Source organism: Bradyrhizobium sp. HKCCYLRH3061 (assembly GCF_051168015.1).
Taxonomy (GTDB): domain Bacteria; phylum Pseudomonadota; class Alphaproteobacteria; order Rhizobiales; family Xanthobacteraceae; genus Bradyrhizobium.
The window spans coordinates 72,446-92,503 of record NZ_JBNPUE010000025.1 but is presented as its reverse complement, the minus strand read 5'-3'; the positions used below and the strand labels follow the sequence as shown (position 1 = coordinate 92,503).

General features: G+C 65.5%; 20 protein-coding genes. 6 read left to right on the top strand and 14 right to left on the bottom strand.

Features of this window, described 5'->3' with window-relative positions; genetic code table 11:
* Positions 1 to 98 precede the first annotated feature (98 nt).
* From ACQR2C_RS30140 to ACQR2C_RS30130, 3 genes are all read right to left on the bottom strand, one after another.
* Positions 99 to 869, bottom strand: a complete 771-nt coding sequence (locus ACQR2C_RS30140) for a hypothetical protein (RefSeq protein WP_434882743.1) — start codon at positions 867 to 869, stop codon at positions 99 to 101.
* Positions 870 to 937: 68 nt separating this feature from the next.
* Positions 938 to 1,732: an enoyl-CoA hydratase gene (locus tag ACQR2C_RS30135; protein WP_434882742.1), complete on the bottom strand. Its 795-nt coding sequence runs from the start codon at positions 1,730 to 1,732 to the stop codon at positions 938 to 940.
* 145 nt (positions 1,733 to 1,877) lie between these two features.
* Entirely contained in the window at positions 1,878 to 3,062 is a 1,185-nt protein-coding gene (locus tag ACQR2C_RS30130) for an ABC transporter substrate-binding protein (protein ID WP_316182943.1), read from the bottom strand.
* Positions 3,063 to 3,369: 307 nt separating this feature from the next.
* Here ACQR2C_RS30130 and ACQR2C_RS30125 point away from each other — a divergent pair, with 307 nt between their 5' ends.
* Both ACQR2C_RS30125 and ACQR2C_RS30120 read left to right on the top strand, forming a co-directional pair.
* Complete coding sequence (locus ACQR2C_RS30125; RefSeq protein ID WP_434882745.1) at positions 3,370 to 4,062, top strand: thermonuclease family protein; 693 nt, start codon at positions 3,370 to 3,372, stop codon at positions 4,060 to 4,062.
* Between the two features lie 48 nt (positions 4,063 to 4,110).
* Positions 4,111 to 5,577: a M48 family metalloprotease gene (locus ACQR2C_RS30120; protein ID WP_315800914.1), complete on the top strand. Its 1,467-nt coding sequence runs from the start codon at positions 4,111 to 4,113 to the stop codon at positions 5,575 to 5,577.
* Between the two features lie 93 nt (positions 5,578 to 5,670).
* On the opposite strand, the gene ACQR2C_RS30115 is transcribed toward ACQR2C_RS30120, so the two are convergent.
* The gene (locus ACQR2C_RS30115) at positions 5,671 to 6,456 is read right to left on the bottom strand and encodes an N-acyl homoserine lactonase family protein (protein ID WP_434882744.1); all 786 of its coding nucleotides are present in this window, start codon (positions 6,454 to 6,456) and stop codon (positions 5,671 to 5,673) included.
* Positions 6,457 to 6,490: 34 nt separating this feature from the next.
* Positions 6,491 to 7,246 carry an SDR family NAD(P)-dependent oxidoreductase gene (locus tag ACQR2C_RS30110; RefSeq protein ID WP_434882741.1) on the bottom strand — a complete coding sequence of 252 codons (756 nt, stop codon included), beginning with the start codon at positions 7,244 to 7,246 and terminating at the stop codon, positions 6,491 to 6,493.
* A gap of 134 nt (positions 7,247 to 7,380) precedes the next feature.
* Between ACQR2C_RS30110 and ACQR2C_RS30105 the strand changes: the two genes are divergently transcribed.
* On the top strand, positions 7,381 to 8,271 hold the full coding sequence (locus ACQR2C_RS30105) for an AraC family transcriptional regulator N-terminal domain-containing protein (protein WP_434882740.1): 891 nt from the start codon (positions 7,381 to 7,383) through the stop codon (positions 8,269 to 8,271).
* A 130-nt stretch (positions 8,272 to 8,401) separates the two neighbouring features.
* Here ACQR2C_RS30105 and ACQR2C_RS30100 read toward each other — a convergent pair whose 3' ends face one another.
* From ACQR2C_RS30100 to ACQR2C_RS30080, 5 genes are all read right to left on the bottom strand, one after another.
* A complete protein-coding gene (locus tag ACQR2C_RS30100; protein WP_315800572.1) occupies positions 8,402 to 9,232 on the bottom strand; it encodes a CarD family transcriptional regulator in 831 nt (276 codons plus the stop codon).
* A gap of 499 nt (positions 9,233 to 9,731) precedes the next feature.
* The gene (gene fdxA / locus ACQR2C_RS30095) at positions 9,732 to 10,070 is read right to left on the bottom strand and encodes a ferredoxin FdxA (protein ID WP_035660174.1); all 339 of its coding nucleotides are present in this window, start codon (positions 10,068 to 10,070) and stop codon (positions 9,732 to 9,734) included.
* Between the two features lie 113 nt (positions 10,071 to 10,183).
* Entirely contained in the window at positions 10,184 to 10,441 is a 258-nt protein-coding gene (locus ACQR2C_RS30090) for an RNA-binding S4 domain-containing protein (protein ID WP_315800916.1), read from the bottom strand.
* A 73-nt stretch (positions 10,442 to 10,514) separates the two neighbouring features.
* Positions 10,515 to 14,072, bottom strand: coding sequence for a helicase-related protein (locus ACQR2C_RS30085; protein WP_434873422.1), 3,558 nt, complete (start codon positions 14,070 to 14,072; stop codon positions 10,515 to 10,517).
* Between the two features lie 538 nt (positions 14,073 to 14,610).
* Entirely contained in the window at positions 14,611 to 15,387 is a 777-nt protein-coding gene (locus tag ACQR2C_RS30080; protein ID WP_315800917.1) for a DUF3108 domain-containing protein, read from the bottom strand.
* 608 nt (positions 15,388 to 15,995) lie between these two features.
* On the opposite strand from ACQR2C_RS30080, the gene rpmB reads away from it, so the two are divergent.
* Together rpmB and ACQR2C_RS30070 are read left to right on the top strand one after the other, a co-directional pair.
* Positions 15,996 to 16,304, top strand: coding sequence for a 50S ribosomal protein L28 (gene rpmB / locus ACQR2C_RS30075; protein ID WP_172114511.1), 309 nt, complete (start codon positions 15,996 to 15,998; stop codon positions 16,302 to 16,304).
* A gap of 342 nt (positions 16,305 to 16,646) precedes the next feature.
* The gene (locus ACQR2C_RS30070) at positions 16,647 to 17,909 is read left to right on the top strand and encodes a T6SS phospholipase effector Tle1-like catalytic domain-containing protein (protein ID WP_315800574.1); all 1,263 of its coding nucleotides are present in this window, start codon (positions 16,647 to 16,649) and stop codon (positions 17,907 to 17,909) included.
* 60 nt (positions 17,910 to 17,969) lie between these two features.
* Here ACQR2C_RS30070 and ACQR2C_RS30065 read toward each other — a convergent pair whose 3' ends face one another.
* From ACQR2C_RS30065 to ACQR2C_RS30055, 3 genes are all read right to left on the bottom strand, one after another.
* A complete protein-coding gene (locus ACQR2C_RS30065; protein ID WP_315800575.1) occupies positions 17,970 to 18,218 on the bottom strand; it encodes a hypothetical protein in 249 nt (82 codons plus the stop codon).
* 152 nt (positions 18,219 to 18,370) lie between these two features.
* A complete protein-coding gene (locus ACQR2C_RS30060) occupies positions 18,371 to 18,607 on the bottom strand; it encodes a transcriptional regulator (RefSeq protein ID WP_315800576.1) in 237 nt (78 codons plus the stop codon).
* Between the two features lie 136 nt (positions 18,608 to 18,743).
* A complete protein-coding gene (locus ACQR2C_RS30055; RefSeq protein WP_315715242.1) occupies positions 18,744 to 18,950 on the bottom strand; it encodes a cold-shock protein in 207 nt (68 codons plus the stop codon).
* A 458-nt stretch (positions 18,951 to 19,408) separates the two neighbouring features.
* Here ACQR2C_RS30055 and rpsU point away from each other — a divergent pair, with 458 nt between their 5' ends.
* Positions 19,409 to 19,732, top strand: a complete 324-nt coding sequence (rpsU, locus tag ACQR2C_RS30050; RefSeq protein WP_315800918.1) for a 30S ribosomal protein S21 — start codon at positions 19,409 to 19,411, stop codon at positions 19,730 to 19,732.
* Between the two features lie 47 nt (positions 19,733 to 19,779).
* Here rpsU and ACQR2C_RS30045 read toward each other — a convergent pair whose 3' ends face one another.
* The gene (locus tag ACQR2C_RS30045) at positions 19,780 to 19,968 is read right to left on the bottom strand and encodes a hypothetical protein (RefSeq protein ID WP_434882739.1); all 189 of its coding nucleotides are present in this window, start codon (positions 19,966 to 19,968) and stop codon (positions 19,780 to 19,782) included.
* Positions 19,969 to 20,058 lie beyond the last annotated feature (90 nt).

The following is a 20,058-nucleotide window of genomic DNA, read 5'->3' as shown; positions in this document are numbered from 1 at the left end:
TTGGCGATGCTCAAGACCGCAGAAGAATCCACGCCATGCACCATGTCCAGTCTGTCTGAACCGGACAGCCGTGGGCTCGTCCCGGCCATGACGATCGACTAGTTGGCGACCGCCCCCTGCAACGCGAAGGCAACGCCGCCAATTGTGAAACAGCCGCCTGAAACTGCATAGCCACGGGCGCGCGCAGCGTCGGCCACACGCGCAGCATCGGCGACGCGGAACGTCAGGCCGCTCATGAGCTCGCGCTCGCCGGGTTCGACACGAATACCGGCGTTCGGCAATTTCAACTGCTGAACACCATCTCGGGCAGACGGCACCACATCGAGAATGCGCCCCCAATGCATGGCGAGCGCGGCCGGCTCGGGGCTCTGCAGCACCACCTCGGTCATCGCCGTCGTCACGTCGCTGCGGATCGCGCGCGTCCAATCCGGCCCAGCGGGCGGATAGGCGCCGAGCACATCGTCACTGCCCGCGGTGTGATTGAGCTCGATGAAGGCGGCGCGGCAGTCGCGGGGATGTAGTTGCACGCCGTGATAGGGCGGATGATCGATCACGTTGGCGGTGCGCACGCCCATCGCATTGGCTCGGGACGCGCGGCCATCGGGATCATCGCAGGCGAAGATCGCCATGTAGCCGCCGCGGCCGCCGGTCTTGTCGAGGAAGCGTCCGGCCGCGGTGTCCTCGCGGGTCGGCGCGATCACCTCGAGCAGGATCGGCCCGACCGGCAGCAGCGCATTCTCCAGCCCGTATTTGCCGACATGCGGGTCGCGATAGCAGATCTCCAGGCCCATGATCGCAGCGATGTCCGAGACGACGGGCTCGAGGCTGCGTGCGACGAGACAGATCTGGCGCAGGTGGAGGTAAGGCATGCAGTCCTCCTCGAGGCTTTACCTGTTCACACAGGCCAGCGGCTTCAGCAGCGTCATTGCGAGCGACGCTACCGCCCCTGGAACAGCGGCGCGCGCTTCTCGACGAAGGCTTTCGCCGCCTCCCTGTGGTCCTCGGTGTCGCTGCAGCGCGAGTGATGCATCGCCTCGGCGTCGAAGCAGGCCTCGAGCGTCATCGTCTCGGCATTGTTGATGTTGCGCTTGATGTAGCCGAGCGTCACGCTCGGCCCCTGCGCCAGCGACATCGCCAGCGCGCGCGTGGCGGCTTCGACCTCGGCGTCGGGCACGACCTTGGTGACCATGCCCAGGGCGAGCGCCTCCTGCGCCGTCAGGACCGGCGAGGTCAGATACAGTTCCCGCGCCTTGGCGCTGCCGAGCAGTTGCGTGAGGAAGTAGGTGCCGCCGAAATCGCCCGACAGCCCGACCTTGGCGAAGGCCGTCGTGATCTTGGCCGACTCGCCGGCCACCCGCAGATCGCAGGCCAGCGCGATCGACAGGCCGGCGCCGGCGGCGGCGCCGTCGATCTGCGCCACCACCGGTTTCTGCATCTGGTGCAGCAGCCGCGACACCTCCATGCGCTCGCGCAGGGTCGTCACCTTGGTCTCGAACGAGGGCGCGGTCTTGGCTTCGGCCATCGCCTTGACGTCGCCGCCGACGCAGAACGTGCCGCCGGCGCCCTTCAGCAGCACGGCGCGTACCTCCGGATCATCGGCGGCGCGATGCGCCGCCTCGACCAGGCCCTTGGTCATGTCGCTGTTCAGCGCGTTGCGCCGCTCCGGCCGGTTCATCGTGATCGTGAGCAGGCCGGCCTCGACGTGCTGCAGGACGGTGGTGTTGGTGGTCATGGTAGCCGCTCCGCTGTTGCTCGTGATGGTCTCGTCATTCCGGGGCGACGCGCGAGCGTCGAACCCGGAATCCAGAGCTGATTGTCTCACATCGAGATTCCGGGTTCGCGCTCACGCGCGCCCCGGAATGACGGCCGTTCGGCCGTTACTTCTTCACCAGCGGGCAGCGCGACGCCTCGAGCGGCTGGAATGCCTCGTTGCCCGACACGGTCGCGAGCAGCTTGTAGTCGTCGGACTTGGCCTTCGACTCCGACGGCTTCTTGACCTCGAACAGGTACATGTCGTGCACCATGCGGCCGTCCTCGCGGATGCGGCCTCCCTTGGCGAACATGTCGTTGATCGGCGTCGCCTTCATCAGCTTCATCACGGCGTCCGCGTCGGTCGTACCCGCAGCCTTCACCGCCTTCAGATAGTGCGTCACCGAGGAGTAGACGCCGGCCTGGGCCGAGGTCGGCACGCGCTTGGTACGCTCCATGAAGCGCTTGGTGAAGGCGCGGGTGTCGTCGTTGAGATCCCAGTAGAACGCTTCCGCGACCAGCAGCCCCTGCGCCGTCTCCAGTCCGACGCTGTCGATGTCGGAGACGAAGGCGAGCAGCGGCGACAGCTTCTGTCCGCCCTTGGTGAGGCCGAATTCGGCCGCCTGCTTGATCGCGTTGATGGTGTCGCCGCCGGCATTGGCGAGCCCGATCACCTTGGCCTTGGAGGCCTGCGCCTGCAGCAGGAAGGAGGAGAAGTCCGAGGTGTTGAGCGGATGACGCACGCTGCCGAGCACCTTGCCGCCCGACTTCACCACCACGGCGGTGGTGTCCTTTTCCAGATCCTGGCCGAACGCGTAGTCGGCGGTCAGGAAGAACCAGCTGTCGAGGCCGGACTTCACCGCCGCCAGGCCGGTGACGTTGGCCTGCGCGAAGGTGTCGAACACGTAGTGCACGGTGTAGGGGCCGCAGGCCTCGTTGGAGAGCCTGACAGAGCCTGGACCGTTGAAGATGATGATCTTGTTGCGCGCCTTGGCGATCTCGCCGGCGGCCAGCGCGGTGGCGGAGGCGGCGACATCCCAGATCATCTCGACGCCCTGGTTGTCGAGCATGTCGCGGGCGATGTTGGCGGCGAGATCGGCCTTGTTGAGATGGTCGGCGGCGATCACCTCGATCTTGCGCCCGAGCACCTCGCCGCCGAAATCCTCCACCGCCATCTTCGCCGCGGCCTCGCTGCCCGGACCGGTGATGTCGGCGTAGAGGCTCGACATGTCGAGAATGCCGCCGATCTTCAGCGGCGGCTTGCTCTGCGCATGCGCCACGCCTGCGGACAGTGTCAGCGCCGACGCCAGCATGAACAACGACGCCGCCGCGCCGCGGATGGTTCTGCTCATCGATATCCTCCCTGCCGGGCACGTCGCTACATGGCGACGGCCTCTTTGATAGTTCTCATCATGGCGCACGCATGCGCATGCGGCAAGCGCTCAGCACGCTCAGCAACGGCGTCGCCGGTCGCCGCTTTCCGCTCAGTGGAATGGAAATTTCGTGCGATGATGCAGCATGGCGAGAGTGCGCGGAATGCAGAGCGGACGAAGGCTGGTTGCGCTCGGTGCGAGCGTGGCGGTCATCGCGATGATGTCGGCAAGTCACGCCACACCGTGCATGCTCGCGGAGCTCGGCGAAGGCCACGTCAGCGAGATCATCGATGCACGCGGCTTCCGTCTCGATGACGGTCGCGAGGTCAGGCTCGCCGGCATCGAGGTGCCGCCGGAGGAGCAGCGCGCGACGTCGGTGGATGCGCTGGGCGCGCTGCTGCGCGGCCGCGACGTCGTGCTCCGCGGTGAGGACGATACCCCCGACCGCTACGGCCGGCAGCGCGCCTTCGTCTTCGTGGCCGGCGCGGACCAGCCGGTGCAGAGCGAGCTGCTGCGGCAGGGCGCCGTGCTGCGCGGGATCGACCTGCCCGACCGGGATTGCGCCCTCAGCCTGGGCGCGGCGGAAGCCGAGGCCCGCAGCGCCGGGCGCGGTCTCTGGAAGATTGCGACCGTCATAAAAAACACGGAAAGTCCAGACGATATTTTGTCTCGCGTAGGGCTATTTACGGTTGTCGAAGGGAAGGTGTTGTCCGTACGACAGACGGGGACAACAACTTATCTGAACTTCGCTCGTAACTGGACACGGGGCTTCGCGGTGACTATTCCAAAGCGTATGATGGCGGTATTGGAAGGTGCCGGCATCGACGTCAAATCACTTGCGAATCGGCAGGTTCGCGTGCGCGGTTGGATTGAAGCGCATGCGGGTCCGAGACTGGAACTGACGCAGACCGCCCAGATCGAGATTTTAAGCGGGAATTGACCGCTGAGGTACATGAGTAGCGACGTGAACCTGTCTGTTCGAAAGCGCATGACGGTGATGAACTGCGGTTCGCGGATCGCACCGGCGCTGCTGTGCCTGGGGCTGGCGCTGGCCGGTTGCAGCGACATGGGCAAGTTGCAGCAGGCGACGGCGCCGTTGCCGACGCCGCGGCCGAAGCCGGCGATGGTGCAGACGACGCCGGCGAGCGATCGCGAGCACGAGCGCATTCTTGCAACCTATGGCGGCGCCTATGAGGATCCTCAGCTCGAGGGCCTGATCTCCAAGATCGTCGACCGGCTGGTGGCTGTGTCCGATCGCCCCGACCAGGGCTACAAGGTCACGATCCTGAACTCCGGTGCGGTCAATGCTTTCGCGCTGCCGACCGGCCAGCTCTACGTGACGCGCGGGCTGATTGCGCTCGCCAACGACACCTCCGAATTGTCCTCGGTGCTCAGCCACGAGATGGCGCATGTGCTGGCGCGCCATGCTGCGATCCGCGAGGACCAGGCGCGGCAGGCCGCGGTCGTGACCCGCGTCGTCTCCGACATGGGCAACGATCCGGACCTGACGGCGCTGGCGCTCGCCAAGACCAAGCTGACGATGGCGAGCTTCTCGCGCACCCAGGAGTTCGAGGCCGACGGCATCGGCGTCGGCATCTCCGCCAAGGCCAAGTTCGATCCCTACGGCGCGGCGCGCTTCCTGACCTCGATGGAGCGCAACGCAGAGTTGAAGGCCGGCAAGGTCGCGATCGACCCGCGCGCGCAGGACTTCCTGTCGTCGCATCCGGCGACGCCGGAGCGGGTGCAGAACGCCGCCGCCATCGCCAAGCAATACGTCTCCCCCGAGGCCAGGGAGCATGACCGCGAGACCTACTTGGCTGCAGTCGACAACATCGTCTATGGCGAGGACCCGAGCGAGGGCTTCGTGCGCGGACGGCGCTTCTTGCATCCGAAGCTCGGCTTCACCTTCCAGGCGCCGGAGAACTTCACGCTCGACAACACCGCGCAGGCGGTGATCGGCGTCCGCGAGGGCGGCGCCCAGGCGATGCGCTTCGACGTGGTGCGCGTGCCGGCCCAGCAGACGCTCGGCGACTATCTGAATTCCGGCTGGATGGAGAACGTCGACAAGTCGGCGACCGAGGAGCTGACGATCAACGGCTTCCCGGCGGCCTCCACGACGGCGAGCGGCGATCCCTGGCAGTTCAAGGTCTATGCGCTGCGCGTCGGCAGCGACGTCTACCGCTTCATCTTCGCCTCGCGGCAGAAGACCACCGAGAGCGAGCGCAATGCGCGGGAGACGGTGAACTCGTTCCGCCGGCTCAGCCTGGAGGAGATCCAGTCGGCGCGGCCGCTGCGCATCAAGGTGATCACCGTGCAGCCCGGCGACACGGTCGAATCGCTGGCGCACCGCATGACCGGCGTCGACCGCCCGGTCGAGCGCTTCCGCGTGCTGAACGGCCTCGACGCCCGCGCCCAGGTCAAGGTCCGCGACCGCGTCAAGATCGTGGTGGAGTGAGCGCGATTTCCCCCTGAGCAAACCCTCAGGGCTGCCGCTCGCTCGAGCAGCTCGGCTGATCGGTCGAGGGGCGGACGGACGAGTGAACGCCCCCTAGTCGAAATACGCCGGCGCGTGCGCAAGCCCCGCCGACTGCGCCGTATCATGGTTGAGCCACAGCTGCGCGCGCTCTGCATCGACGATGGCGGCGATCCGCTCCATTGATGTCAGGGTCGCCTCGGCGCTTGCATTCATCGTCGGCACGCAGCGATGCGCCATGTTGTAGCGGTCATGCGCGGCGTCGCCCGATAGCAGGACCGCCCCGGAGCCGGCGAGCCGCACCAGCAGCGAGCAGTGGCCCGGCGTATGGCCAGGCGTTGAGATGACGCGCACCGAACCGTCACCGAACAGATCGACATCCCCGTCCATCAATTCGAGGCGGGCTTGCCGGAGGCAATCGTAGAGCAATGGCGCGTAGCCGAAGGTGCTGAAGTCCTTGCCGAACATCGCCGCGTGCTCCCGCCGCTGGATGTACCAGCGCGCATCGCGGAACAGCCTGGCATTGCCGATGTGATCGAAATGGGCATGGGACAGCAGCACCATCGCGACATCGGCCGGCGCGAGGCCGATTTCGGCTAGCTGAGCAGTGAGAGGCTTAGTGACCAGGCCTCTGATGCCGTGGGCGATGATCCGGCCTTCCGGCGCATCGGCCAGCCTCTGGTCGATCCCGGTGTCCCACAGGATCCATTCGCCCCGTCGCTGCAGCAGATAGGCATGGCAGCTCAGCGTCACCGGCTCGCCCTGCCATTTGCCCGGCGTGTAGACGGACCGATCCGGCGCGATCGCCTTGCCGGCATCGAGCACGTACAGACGATCGATCGTTCCCAACTGTCCAGTCATGGCGCTCACGGCAATTTCCTGCTTGCGGGCTCGATCAGATCGCCTGGCCGCCGGAGACTTCGATTCGCTGCGCATTGATCCAGCGGTTGTCCTCGGACAGCAGGCTCGCGATCATCGGGCCGATATCGTCGGGCACGCCGACGCGGCCGAGCGCAGTCATGCTGGCGAACACCCTCTTGATCTCGGGATTGTCGCGCACCGCACCGCCGCCGAAGTCGGTTTCGATCGCCCCTGGCGCCACGGTGTTCACCGCGATGCCGCGGCTGCCCAGCTCCTTCGCCAGATAGAGGGAGAGAACCTCCACTGCACCTTTCGCGGCCGCATAGGCCGCATAACCTGGAAACGAGACCCGCGTCAGGCCGGACGACAGATTGACGATGCGGCCGCCATCGGCGAGTAGCGGCAGCAGCGCCTGGGTCAGGAAATAGACGCCCTTGAAGTGAACATCGACCAGTCGGTCGAACTGCGCCTCCGTTGTGTCGGCGATCAACGCATGGTCGCCATGGCCGGCGTTGTTAACGAGGTGGTCGAACGTGTCGCGCTGCCAAGTCCGGCGCAGCGCTCCGCGCAGCGTCTGCGCAAACGGCGCAAAGGCGGCGACATCACCGGTGTCGAGCTGGAAGGCCAGCGCCTTGCGGCCCATCGCCTCGATCTCTTCGACGACGGCCGCCGCGTCCTCGGCCCGGTTCTGATAGGTGAGGATGAGGTCACTGCCGCGTTGGGCAATATGACGTGCCGCGCTACGGCCGAGCCCGCGGCTGGCGCCGGTCACGAGTGCGATCCTGGTCATGATTTTTCTCCGGTCGGGTTTGACTGGTCGGATATTGGACACCGACCACCGGCGGAGTTGCCGGAACCGCGCCGTTCCTTGCCTGATCCTCCAAATCGGGTGTGTGGAGAGTGAGAGCGGGCTAAGTTGCGGACATGACCAGCCTGCTCAATGCCGTCGGCCGCTATGCGGCTGTCCACGCCGATACAGCCGGGATTGCCAGGACCCCGATCCCCGGACTCACGACGGTGCGCGCGACCGCACCGAGCGAGCTCGTCTACGCCATCTCGCGGCCGCTGGTGTGCCAGGTTGTGCAGGGCAGCAAGCAGGTCACGATGGGGCTGCAGGGACTGACGTTTTCCGCAGGTGATTCGCTGATCATCACCGCCGACGTGCCGACCGTCAGCCAGATCACGCGCGCGAGCCGCGCGGCGCCCTATCTGTCGCTGGTGCTGGAGCTCGATTCGGCGCTGATCGCGGAGCTGATCCTGCAGATGGACGGCACGACGGCGACGGACGGTCTTGCCGTCCGGGTCGAGCCGACCGACGCGGAAGTGACGGACGCGGCGCTACGCCTGATGCGCTTGCTCGATCGTCCTGCCGGATTGCAGGTGCTGCAGGCTCAACTCTTGCGCGAGATGCATTATTGGCTGCTCGCCGGCCGGCACGGCGCGGCGATCCGCCGGCTCGGCGGCCCCGACAGCCACGCCCAGCGCATCGCCCGTGCGGTAGCCCTGTTGCGCGCCGAGTTCACCCACACCCTGCCGGTCGAGCGGCTCGCGGCTGTCGCGGGTATGAGCCTGTCCGCCTTCCACCAGCACTTCCGCAGACACACCTCCCTGTCGCCGCTGCAATTCCACAAGCAGCTTCGGCTGATCGAGGCGCGCCGGCTGATGTTGGCCGAAGGCATCAGCGCGAGCAGTGCAGCGTTCGCCGTGGGTTACGAAAGCGTGCCGCAGTTCACGCGCGAATATCGTCGCCTGTTCGGCCGTCCGCCGGTGCAAGACATCAAGGCGGCACAGGCCAAAGTCGAAGCTGTCGCGTGAGCTGCGTGCGGGTGCCGTGCCGGGGACTTGCCGGTCTCGACAGCGTCCCCTTTGAGCCAGGCAAACAAAAAGCCCGACCTTGCGGCCGGGCTTTCGTAAGCAACTAATTCGAAAACGCTTGAACGGTCGATCAGGCGGCCTCGTCGGCCACGGCGGTATCGTCGCCGTCGATGTCATCACCCTCGCCTTCCGCATCGCCCTCGGCGACCGCGTCGGCCTCGGTCTTGGCGCCGCGGCGCGGGCTCTTGGCGAGCTGCGTCTCGATCTCCTTGACGGCCTCGGTCTCGGTCGAGTGCTGCACGACCGCGATCTCGCGCGACAGCCGGTCGAGCGCCGCTTCATAGAGCTGGCGTTCGCTGTAGGACTGCTCCGGCTGCGACTCCGAGCGATACAGATCGCGCACGACCTCGGCGATGGCGACGATGTCGCCCGAATTGATCTTCGCTTCGTACTCCTGGGCGCGGCGCGACCACATCGTGCGCTTGACGCGGGCGCGGCCCTTCAGGGTCTCCAGCGCCTTCTTGACCAGCGCCGGGTCGGACAGCTTGCGCATGCCGACATTGGCGACCTTGGCGGTCGGCACGCGCAGCGTCATCTTGTCCTTGATGAAGTTGATGACGAACAGCTCGAGCTTCGCACCCGCGATCTCCTGCTCCTCGATGGCCAGGATCTGGCCGACGCCGTGAGCCGGATAGACGACGAATTCGTTGGTCTTGAAGCCCTGGCGCTGGGTCGGCAGCTTCTTCTCCTCGACGCGCGGCGCGGCCGCGACGGGAGCAGCCGGCTTGGCGGCGACGGCGGGCTTGGCAACAGGGGCAGCAGCCGCAGGAATGGCGGTCTTGGTGGCAGCCTTGGGCGCAGCGGCGGCCTTGGCGGGCGCAGCCTTGGCAACAGAGTCCTTTGCAAGAGTGGTCTTCGCGGCGGATGCTTTCGCGGCAGTCTTGGCAGTCTTTTCAGGCATTGCGCTTCTTTTGTTCTTGGTGGACTTGGCAGCCGAGGCCTTCGCGGCAGCCCGAATCTCCTTTACAGGAGCCCGGGCACGGCCCTTGGAAACGCTGCGGCTGGCCGCGGCGGCTTTTTTTGTACTCTTGGAAGCACTCTTTTTACGCGTTTTCTGTGACACAGCCTGCGCGCGGAACTGCCACGCCCCTGTTTGATGTTGCGGGAACCTAAAAGGGCGGCCAAAAAAAGGTACGCATGGCCGGGTTCGGCTCTGAGAATGTGCTATATATAGCACATTTACCGCAAAAATCAATGATTTAGAGGCCGCAGGGGCGGTATTGTGACGGGTCCACGAAGTTAGGGTTAAGTGAAGCGTGCCGGAATAGAACAACTCATGCGGCGGTTCCCGCTCGCCGCAATCTCGTTCTAGGCCATTGTTTCCGCGTGGCGATTCCAATCAGCCACGGCCAGCGGCAGAATTGCCGGCGCCGCTCTCGCGCCGGTGCAGAGGTGACCCGTCAGTCTCCGGCGCCCGGCTTCGATGAAAAATATTTCTCGAATTTTCCGTCCTCGCCGTCGTGCTCCTTGGCATCCGCCGGCGGGTCCTTCTTCTGCGTGATATTGGGCCAGGACTTGGCATATTCGGCGTTCACACCCAGCCATTTCTCCAGCCCCGGCTCGGTATCCGGCTTGATCGCGTCGGCCGGGCATTCCGGCTCACACACGCCGCAATCGATGCATTCGTCCGGATGGATCACCAGCATGTTGTCGCCCTCGTAGAAGCAGTCTACCGGGCAGACCTCAACGCAATCGGTGTATTTGCATTTGATACAGTTTTCGGTGACGACGTAAGTCATCCAGGGCTCCGGAACGGATCGACAAATCGGCTGGCTTGGACTAGCGCAGGACGTGGTGTGCCGCAAGTGAAGCGGGGCGAAGAACTGAATTGGAATTGCGCCGGCGCAACCAATCAACTTCGGCCGCGACCTTCGAGGTCGTCGTAGAGCCCGCGCACGGACGCGGCGTCGCCGCGACGCGCGGCAAAGCCGGTCACCTTGAGCACGCGCACGCTGCGATCGAGCGCGATGGTCAGCACATCACCGGTCTTCACCCCATGGCCCGGCGAGGTCTCGCGCACACCATTGACCCGGACATGCCCCGACGACACCAGCGCCGCGGCGCTGGTGCGCGCCTTCACCAGCCGCGCATGCCACAGCCATTTGTCGATGCGCTGGCGCTCTGACGGGGTGTCGGACGTCGGCGTTGTCCTTCCAACCAATCTTGCCAACCGATCTTGCCGCTCAGTCCTTGCGGTTGTTCCCCGCGAGCTGCTCCTTGAGCGCAGCAAGCTTGGCAAACGGCGAATTGGGATCGACCGGACGGTCGCGATCCCGGCCGCCGCCGCTGCTCGATGCGTAGGGCCGCAGCGCCGGGCCGCTGTCGCGCTTGTCGCGGCCGCCCTTGCCGAAGTCGCGGCCACCGCGCCCCTCGCGGTCGCCCCCGAACTTGCCGCCCTTGTTGCGATCCCGGTTCTGGTCGCGCCCCTTGGCATCATGATCGCGGCGCGGCCCGCGATCCTCGCGCGCCGGCGCCGATGCGCCCTCGGCTGGCGCCGCACCCGCCTCCGGCGGGCCCTTGCGGAAGTCCTTGCCGAACTCTTTCATCCGGTCGCGCCGGCCATGGCCGCGGTGATGGCGCTCGCGCGCCTCGCCGCCCTCGGCCGGAGCGGTCCCGGCCGATGCCTGACCGCCGCCGCCCCCCTGCCCGCGCTCATGCTGCGGACGGTTGGGCCGGCCGCGATGATGATGGTCGTGGCGCGGCCTGCGCTCCTCCGACCGCCCGCCCGGCCGCCAGACCTCGACCAGGACGGGCTCGGCAGCAGGCGAGGCCTCGGCGGGAGAAGCCTCGGTGGCGGTCGATCCAGCAGCAGTTTCCGCCGCGGCAGCTTCAGCCGAAGCGTCGCCGATGCTTGTTGCCTCGTTCGCAACGGCCTCCGCGGCTTCTGGCTGCGGCGCATCCGCAGCGACGGCGGTTTCCGCCTCGGCGACGACGCTTTCGGCAGCCGTCTCGGCCATGGAAGCGGCGTCCGCCACATCCGGCGTGACGAAATCGACGGTCGGCAGCGATGCCAGGGCCGATCCCGACGTGGTTTCCGGCTGCTCCTCACCGACCATCGCGGGCACGGCGACGGCCTGCTCGGTCACCGGAGCGACGGCGGCCTCCGCGACGGTGGGAACCTGCTCGTCGGCCGGCTCGCCGGCGACAACTGCGAGGTCCTCGCCCGGCACAGCCTGCGCATCTGCCGGAGCGGCTTCGGCAGCAGCAGCTTCCGCGATGGCAGCAGCCTCGACGGGCTTCTCAATCGGCTTGGGCGGCAGCGGCGGACGCTTCTCCATGCGATAGCCGAGCGCGCGCAGGATGGAGGCGAAGTCCTCGCCGGCCGAGCCGGTGAGCGAGGTCATCGCCTGCGTCACCACGAAGCCGCGGCCGTCGAAGGCGCCGGCCGGCTTCTCGCCCGGCGCATTGTCGCGCCAGGCCAGGGCGGGACGAATCAGGTCCGCCAGCCGCTCCAGGATGTCGACGCGCACGGCGCGCTCGCCGGCCTGCTTATAGCCGAGCACGCGATAGGCATCGCGCGGCAGCGCCTTGTCGACCGGGAACGAGGTACGGCCCGAGCTCGCCAGATGCTGGGCGCCGGTCAGCGCGGACATGTCGACATTGCCCTGCTTCTCGGCCCACAGCAGCGCGGCGAGCGCGCGCGCCGCCGGCTTGAGCAGTGCCGGGACGTAGATGTGATAGGCCCCGAAGCGCACGCCATATTTGCGCAAGGTGGCGCGCGACGGCTGGTCGAGATCCTTCATCTCGGCGGCGATCTTGGCGCGCTCGATGACGCCGAGCGCCTCCACGAGCTGGAACGCGATGCCGCGGCCGATGCCGGTGATGTCCTCGGCCTTGGACAGCTCGAACAGCGGGCCGAGCAGCTTCTCGATATGCGTCTTCAGCCACAGATCGAGCCGCGCCTGGACTTTGTCGCGCGCAGCACCCGTCAGCCGCTCGTCGGCGATGATGCGCAGGCGCGGATGCAGCGCGTCGTCGGCCGCGACCAGCTTGGCGACCGCGTCGCCGGTCCAGCGCATCGTGCCGTCGGCGGTGAGCACGATGTGCTCGTCGGGCGCGCCGGACAGCTTCTCGGCGCGCGCCTCGATCTCGCCGGCCAGCGCCTTCTGGGCAGCAGCCTGCAAGGCCTTGGCCTCCGAGCCGGCTTCGGCGGCGTCGGGCGCGAAGGTGAATCCATCCAGGCGGCCGATCGCGTGCCCTTCAACGATCACTTCGCCGGTCTTGCCGATTTCCGTATTCAAAACACTGTTCTCCCGCAGGCGCCGCATCAATACACTGGTACGACGATCAACGAAACGCTCCGTGAGCCGTTCATGAAGGGCGTCTGACAATTTATTTTCGAGTTCGCGGGTAATCCCCTGCCAATAATCAGGGTCGCGCAGCCAGTCGGGCCGGTTGGCCACGAAGGTCCAGGTGCGAATCTGTGCAATCCGCCCCGACAGCGTATCGATGTCGCCATCGACGCGGTCGGCCTGATCGACCTGGGCCGCGTACCAGGCGTCCGGAATACGCCCCTTCTGCATCAGGAAGCCGAACACGGTGGTCACCAGCTCCGCATGGGCAGCCGGCGACAGCCTGCGATAGTCGGGAATCTGGCAGGTTTCCCAGAGACGCTCGACCGCTTCAGCGCCATGCGCCATGTCGCGCACCTCGGCATCGCGCGCGGCATGATCGAGCACGCGCAGATCCTCCGCGGTCGGCGCGCGCGTCAGCGCGTCATGCCCCGGCGTAATCGCCAGGGAGACCTGGAGCGCGCTCAAGGACGCGAAATCAAGCCTGGAGTTGCGCCATTGCAGCACCTTCACGGTATCGAAGGTGTGGTTCTGGAGCGCATTGACCAGCTCGGGCTCGAACGGCGCACAACGTCCGGTGGTGCCGAACGTGCCGTTACGCGTCGCGCGTCCGGCACGGCCGGCGATCTGGGCAAACTCCGACGGCGTGAGCCGGCGGAACTGATAGCCGTCATATTTGCGGTCGGATGCGAAGGCGACGTGATCGACGTCGAGATTGAGCCCCATGCCGATCGCATCGGTGGCGACGAGATAGTCGACGTCGCCGTTCTGGAACATCGCCACCTGCGCGTTGCGCGTGCGCGGCGACAGCGATCCCAGCACCACGGCGGCGCCGCCATGCTGGCGGCGGATCAGCTCGGCGATGGCGTACACCTCGTCAGCCGAGAACGCCACGATGGCGGTCCGGCGCGGCTGCCGCGTGATCTTCCGGTCGCCGGCGAATTCGAGCTGCGACAATCGTGGCCGTGTCACCATCGACGCACCGGGCAACAGCCGCTCGATGATGGGGCGCATCGTCGCAGCCCCGAGCAGCAGCGTCTCGTCGCGCCCGCGGCGATTGAGGATGCGGTCGGTGAAGACATGGCCGCGCTCGAGATCGGACGCGATCTGGATCTCGTCGACGGCCAGGAACGACACGTCGAGATCCCTGGGCATCGCCTCGACCGTCGACACCCAATAGCGCGGGTTCTTCGGCTTGATCTTCTCCTCGCCGGTGATCAGCGCGACGGCCTCGCTGCCGACGCGATCGGCGATCTTGTTGTAGACCTCGCGCGCGAGCAGCCGCAGCGGCAGTCCGATGATGCCGGAGGAATGCGCGAGCATGCGCTCGATCGCCAGATGCGTCTTGCCGGTGTTGGTGGGGCCGAGCACGGCGGTGACGCCGCTTCCGGGAGCACGGTCGGACGTGCGCTCGAAAGGCGAGGCAGCCGAAGAGGACGAAAAAGCCATTCGTTAAATGTGGGTCTCGAAGCCGGCGTTGGAAGCGCGTCGTTCACGCGCGACGGATGCGGAATTGTCGTGTGTCTGGAGAGGCTGAGATGCTGACCCCTGTCTCACATTGTGACGCATATAGTGCCGCAGCTTAAGCTTCGGAACGCCTTGAGAACGAATCGCGAAGGAATCGCTGACTCTGTCGGCTTTCAGGCTTCGTTCACCGCAACATCTCGCGCTCTGCGATCAAGCCAGCACTAGATCAAGTTTTCGCGGGCTCCACAAGCAACGCTTTCGCGATGGAACTGGCGCGCATTTCAGGGCGTCCCGAGTCGAATCAGAATCAGGGAAGAGTCAAACGGATTCACGCGCAGCAGACAGCATCCATACGGGGACCGGCAAATCGGAGGTCAACGCGGAATCTCCATCGCATTCAAGCGAGAGCGGACGGCATGCCGCCAGACCTTCACGCCACGGCCGCTGTTGCGGCTCAGCCGCTGACGGGGCCGTGCCACAGCGACGAGATTCGGATGTGGAGGAGCAGCGATACGAGGCGCTACTGGGTCTTGGCGACGTGCGGCGCCGCCTGGGTGATGAACGACGTCGCCTCCAGCATCGCGGTCCCCAGCGGGGTCGGGATCACCATCTTGAACGGCACCAGCACGCGGGTGCCGGCGATCGGCACGAAGAAGATCTCCATGTTGCGGGCCTGAGCCAGATATTTGATGACCGGCCGGTCCGGGATGTAGCCCGCGACCGGCGTGAAGTAGATCGCGCAGACCAGCGCCGGACCGCGATAGCCCTTGTCAGCCTTGACGTTCTCCATGCGCTTGTAGTCGAGCTTGAGCTCGTAGCGCATGCGGCCGTCGAACACGGGCGCAGCGCCGCGGCAGGAGTCCGGCGACAGCAGTTCGCCATTGCCCGGCACCCGCACCAGAGAGGCCGTCATCGGATCGAGCACGCCGCGCTTGTGGGCATCCGTCACCGGAATGCGGTCGGGATCGACTGGAGGCGCCGGCTCGATGGCGAAGTCCTTCACGGTGCCGTTCTGCAGATTGATGCGGATCTGCTCCGATTTCTTTCCCGTGGAGGTCGAGGCCTGGTAGCTCTGGCCGACCAGGGCGCCGTTGACGACGCGTCCCTGCACCGAGCCCGTGCCTGATCCTTGCGAGAAGCTCTTGAGCAGGCCGGCGGTGCCGCCCTGAGCCGCAGCACCATACTGATCATCCCCGATCTCGACCGCCCAGGTGCCCTTGCCGACGGGGATGCCGGCCAGGGAAGCCTCGTATTGAGCGTCCAACCGAGCCTGCGCCTGGGCGCCTTGCGCCAGCAACAACAGGCAGAGCGCTGCCCCGGCCGCGGCCAGGCGGCCCGAGAGAAATGAGGGAACCGAGATGATGGTCACGTGACGAATGATCCTGCCGATCCGCCTGCCTGAGCGCCGGACCGATCCGACGCGCCGTCCTTGCTACTTAAGCCAAAAACGCCTTCAAACAACGCGAACCGTCCGACAATGGCGGTTTGTCCAGCGCTTTGCGCCTGAACAGCACTCAGAACCGTCGTCCGCAGCGCTGCCGGAACCGAGCCGCGAACCTCCGACCGCGCCAGCATGCCGCCATTCCGGACCGTTCGCGGGATATCCATCCATCACGTCCGAATGCGCCCTTTATATGGTCTAAACTGCCGGCTATACTATTGATTACACGCCTGCTTTTCTGCTGGTCGGCGATTTCGGCCCGACCAGGAGGAGGCATGGGTCGCGTCCTCCGGGTTCGCCGGCCCGGCTCCCTGTATTTGCTGCGGCCTTCAAAACCTTGACGAAAAGCCGCATCCCCCCTATAGGACCGCATCTCCCAGAGACGAGCTGGACGAGTTTTGGACCCCCGCGGCCCGCCGACATAGGCGGACGAAGGGTGCGGGGATGAGAGAGGATTTATTGCCATGTCGCGGCGCTGTGAACTGACGGCCAAGGGTCCCCAGGTTGGCCACAAGGTCAGCCACTCCAACATCAAGACCAAGCGGCGCTTCCTGCCGAACCTGTGCAACGTGACCTTCATCTCGGATGCACTCGGCCGCAACGTGCGCCTGCGCGTTTCGACCAACGCGCTCAAGAGCGTCGACCACAATGGCGGCCTCGACGCCTATCTGCTCAAGGCCAACGCCGCGACCCTGTCGCCGCGCGCGCTGGAGCTGAAGCGCGCCATCGAGAAGAAGGCGGCGGACGCTGCCCCGGTCGCGAAGGCGAGCTGAGAGAGCCAACCGAAATTCAAGATTGATGCAGAAGCCGGACGCGTCACGAGCGGGGCTTCGAGCTGAACGAGATGTCGAAACGGCCGGGTCGAGAGATCCGGCCGTTTTGCTTGCGGATGCCGTGACCAACTGACAACTCTGGACAAGGCAGCCGGCGCGGGGCGGCAGGACAAGTCGGGTGACCATCCGTTCGTACAACGGCGTCCAGCAGTCACTCCGCCATGTCGGCCGCGCCGCGCGCAACAGCGACCCAGACGAAGTGCCATAGGGAACCGACCTCCCCAACACCAGCCGGATGCTCTACACTCGTTGCGGTAGCATTATTGCGGACATTCCTTTGCCATGAAGAATATTGTCATCTGCTGCGACGGCACCGGCAACGAGATCAGCGAGAACATCTCGAACGTCCTCAAGCTCTATCGCTGCCTGCGCAAGACCGACAAGACGACACCGCATCAGGCCGTATTCTACGATCCCGGCGTCGGCACGCTGACCCAGCCCGACACCTGGCACCGCTTCAAGGCCAATTTCAACATGGTGCTGGGGCTCGCGACCGGCTACGGCCTCGACGACAACGTCATCAACGCCTACTCCTTCCTGGCCACGCATTACGAGGACGGCGACCGCATCTTTCTGTTCGGCTTCTCGCGGGGCGCCTACACCGTGCGCGTGCTGGCCGGGCTGATCCACAAGATCGGGCTGATCTCGCCGGGTCAGATCAATCTCGTCGGCCCGGGCGTGATCGCCTACAAGAAGTACTCCTCGGACAATCCGAAGGCCGGGCGCGGCATCACCAAGGAGCTCGAGAGCACCGAGGAGGACGGGCCGATCCCGGAGAGCCGCGACGACCACGCCGCGCAGTTCGCGCGGATCACCTCGGCGCGCTGGCCGACAATCCATTTCGTCGGCGTGTGGGACACGGTGGCGAGCGTGATCGTGCCGCGCACCGACCGGCTGTTCGCACTGCCGAGCCTCGAGGAGCTCGCCTTCACGATCGAGAACCCGAGCGTGAAGATCTTCCGCCAGGCTGCGGCGATCGACGAGCGCCGCTGCATGTTCCGGCTGAAGCCGTGGGGCATGCCGCAGACCTTCACGCCAAACCGCTTCAACAAGGCGCAGGCGCGACCGCAGGACGCCAAACAGGTGTGGTTCGCCGGCGTGCATTCCGACGTCGGCGGCGGCTATCCCGAGGTCCGGTCGGCGGCTTCGAAATATCCGCTGCTGTGGATGATCGACGAGGCGGTCGAGGCCGGGCTGACGGTCAATCCGCGCACGGTGAATCAGCTCGCCTGGGGCGTGCAGCGCAAGAACAGTCCGTTCTCCTATGTGGCGCCGAGCGTCCAGGGACCGCTGCACGATTCGATGACAGCGGCCTGGCGGGTGCTCGAATGGCTGCCGAAGAGCGCGACGTACAAGGAATGGCCGGAACGCAAGGCGCATTTCGGCTTCTACATTCCGAATGGCGAACCGCGCTTCATCCCCGACGGCGCCTTCGTTCATGAGAGCGTGCTGATGCGGATCGCGGAATCGAAGGACTATCGCCCCGTCAACCTGCCCGCGTCCTATGAGCGCATTCCGCTTCCGGTCAAACAGAAGGCGGAGTAGCAGCAACAGCGCGTTGCGCGTCGGGCAGGGCCTTCTGAGGCCCGCGTGTGGCGGATCGCCTCAGATCATGCGCAGATGGATGACGCCGTCGGTCACCTCGCCACGGGCAAACTGCTCGCGCGCCATCTGCTCGAACGCCGTGCGGTTCCGTTGCAGATAGGCGAACGCCTGGTTGCGCGTGCAGAAGCAGGTCTCGAGATGACAGACCTGCCGTGTGGCGCCGATTGCGAGCGCGAATGCGATCGTCTGGGCTCCACGCTGCGTCTCATCCTTGGCAATGCGAACGTCTGTAGCGGTCGGCTTGGCCACGTCAGCCTCCTCGGTACGAAGGTCGGGTCTGTACGCGGGACACGGTTGGGGCGTAGTAATCAGGCATGGATCGCCCGTCTGTTCGAGCACCGGCAACGAAGTTCCGATAATTCCACCGGGCACCCGACGCCGGAAGGCGAGATGAAGCAGCCCTAGCGAACGACCTTCTTGCGCCGCTTCGGCGCAGGCGCCGCATCAGACCCCGCTTGCGCAGCTTCCGCTTCCTTGGCGAGCCGCAACACGCGCAGCCGCTCCATGTTCTTGCGGACCGCCATCGCGCGCTGATCCCATTCGGCGCGCGCCTTCGCCCCGTCCTCGGCGGCGACGCGCTGGCGCTCCGACCGCGCGATGCTTTCGGGGGAGCGCTCTGACATCTTCTTGGTAGCCATCGACTGATCCTTCCGGAGATGCGGGTTACCGTCGAGACGCAGAAAGCCCGCTCAATACAGGATCGAGCGGGCAAACCAGCCATTTCAGTACATCCGTGAAATGGCCTAAGACGTCAGAGACGTCTGATCAGTACGGTCAGACCAGCGCGAGATTTTCTGCGCTGGTTTTACCGCGCATCTTGTCCGTCTTGACCTCAAAACTGACTTTCTGGCCCTCAGCCAGACCGGCGAGACCAGCGCGTTCAACCGCGCTGATGTGAACGAACACGTCGTTCCCGCCATCCTGCGGCTGAATGAAACCAAAGCCCTTCTGGCCATTGAACCACTTGACGGTACCCTGCATGTCTATCTCCAAATCATTCATCGCGCGACCATCACGCGATCTCATTCAACTGAGCGATGACTTTTGGAAATAGCCCACAGGCACATTCAGAAAGGCACAGCGGCTAATCGAACTACCTCAAGGTAGAGATTTTCTGGGGGATTACAAGGCCGCGCGGCGAATATAGTTTGCCGAGGGCCGGAACCGTTGAGTCGGCTCGCGCTGGCAATATCAGCAGATTGCCCTTATCTTCACAGCACCATCGGTAACGGCCTGGCCATCGATGGCTGAGAGACACTCGTGCTCCCGCCTTCCGACGAAGGGGATCACCGTGTCTCGCACGCATCGTGCCTCATCACATTGTGAGCAACACGTTTCATTGGTGCCGCTCAGCTGAGCGCGCCGCTCTCCCCGCCGCAGCGCCGATCGGCTTCGCCAACCGAATTTCATCGATAGAGATGAAGACAAGGAGGACACTTTTGCAGGTTCTTGTTCGTGACAACGACGTCGAGAAGGCGTTGCGCATCCTGAAGCGGAAGATGCAGCGCGAAGGCGTATTCCGCGAGATGAAGCGCCGTAGATCCTACGAGAAGCCATCGGAGCGCAAGACGCGCGAGAAATCCGATGCGATCAGGCGCCAACGCAAAGTCGCGCGCAAGCAGGCCATCCGCGAAGGCTTGCTGCCGGCGCCGGTCAAGAAGGTGCCTGCGGCGCGGCCGGGCGCGCTCCCCTCAACGACCTCGACGCGCACCGATCGTGAACGGCCGCAGGGCCAGCTCACCGCTACGCCTCCGCGCAGCTGAGCGAGCGACGGCATGCCCGCCGAAATCGACGGGACGAGGCTGGCGGTTCACGCCAGCTTCTTCGGCTGCTTGCCGGCGCTGTCAGCCGCTTCACGCGCCAAGCGCTCGGCCTTCAGTCGCTCGCGATTCTGATCGAACGCGGTCTGCGCCTTTTCATAATCGCTTTTCGTCGGCTCGGCCGGCTTGAAGGCTTTTTGAGCCTCGCGCACGGCGGCCGTTGGCTTGCGCTCCGACATGATGAGAGTCCTCGTTGGGATGGTGAACGCCGCTGCGACATCCTGTCGAGACTGACGCTTCATGGGCACGGTTCAATGACAGCCTCGGGT

What these genes read in the sequence shown, in the direction of transcription:
- ACQR2C_RS30140 (WP_434882743.1), bottom strand. Translation starts at nt 869, where the DNA reads ATGCCTTACCTCCACCTGCGCCAGATCTGTCTCGTCGCACGCAGCCTC.
- ACQR2C_RS30045 (WP_434882739.1), bottom strand. Translation starts at nt 19,968, where the DNA reads ATGTCGGAGCGCAAGCCAACGGCCGCCGTGCGCGAGGCTCAAAAAGCC.
- ACQR2C_RS30085 (WP_434873422.1), bottom strand. Translation starts at nt 14,072, where the DNA reads ATGGCTTTTTCGTCCTCTTCGGCTGCCTCGCCTTTCGAGCGCACGTCC.
- ACQR2C_RS30110 (WP_434882741.1), bottom strand. Translation starts at nt 7,246, where the DNA reads ATGACCAGGATCGCACTCGTGACCGGCGCCAGCCGCGGGCTCGGCCGT.
- ACQR2C_RS30120 (WP_315800914.1), top strand. Translation starts at nt 4,111, where the DNA reads ATGACGGTGATGAACTGCGGTTCGCGGATCGCACCGGCGCTGCTGTGC.
- ACQR2C_RS30055 (WP_315715242.1), bottom strand. Translation starts at nt 18,950, where the DNA reads ATGCAGGGTACCGTCAAGTGGTTCAATGGCCAGAAGGGCTTTGGTTTC.
- ACQR2C_RS30100 (WP_315800572.1), bottom strand. Translation starts at nt 9,232, where the DNA reads ATGCCTGAAAAGACTGCCAAGACTGCCGCGAAAGCATCCGCCGCGAAG.
- fdxA (WP_035660174.1), bottom strand. Translation starts at nt 10,070, where the DNA reads ATGACTTACGTCGTCACCGAAAACTGTATCAAATGCAAATACACCGAT.
- ACQR2C_RS30125 (WP_434882745.1), top strand. Translation starts at nt 3,370, where the DNA reads ATGCTCGCGGAGCTCGGCGAAGGCCACGTCAGCGAGATCATCGATGCA.
- ACQR2C_RS30115 (WP_434882744.1), bottom strand. Translation starts at nt 6,456, where the DNA reads ATGACTGGACAGTTGGGAACGATCGATCGTCTGTACGTGCTCGATGCC.
- ACQR2C_RS30130 (WP_316182943.1), bottom strand. Translation starts at nt 3,062, where the DNA reads ATGCTGGCGTCGGCGCTGACACTGTCCGCAGGCGTGGCGCATGCGCAG.
- ACQR2C_RS30135 (WP_434882742.1), bottom strand. Translation starts at nt 1,732, where the DNA reads ATGACCACCAACACCACCGTCCTGCAGCACGTCGAGGCCGGCCTGCTC.
- rpmB (WP_172114511.1), top strand. Translation starts at nt 15,996, where the DNA reads ATGTCGCGGCGCTGTGAACTGACGGCCAAGGGTCCCCAGGTTGGCCAC.
- ACQR2C_RS30070 (WP_315800574.1), top strand. Translation starts at nt 16,647, where the DNA reads ATGAAGAATATTGTCATCTGCTGCGACGGCACCGGCAACGAGATCAGC.
- ACQR2C_RS30105 (WP_434882740.1), top strand. Translation starts at nt 7,381, where the DNA reads ATGACCAGCCTGCTCAATGCCGTCGGCCGCTATGCGGCTGTCCACGCC.
- ACQR2C_RS30060 (WP_315800576.1), bottom strand. Translation starts at nt 18,607, where the DNA reads ATGGCTACCAAGAAGATGTCAGAGCGCTCCCCCGAAAGCATCGCGCGG.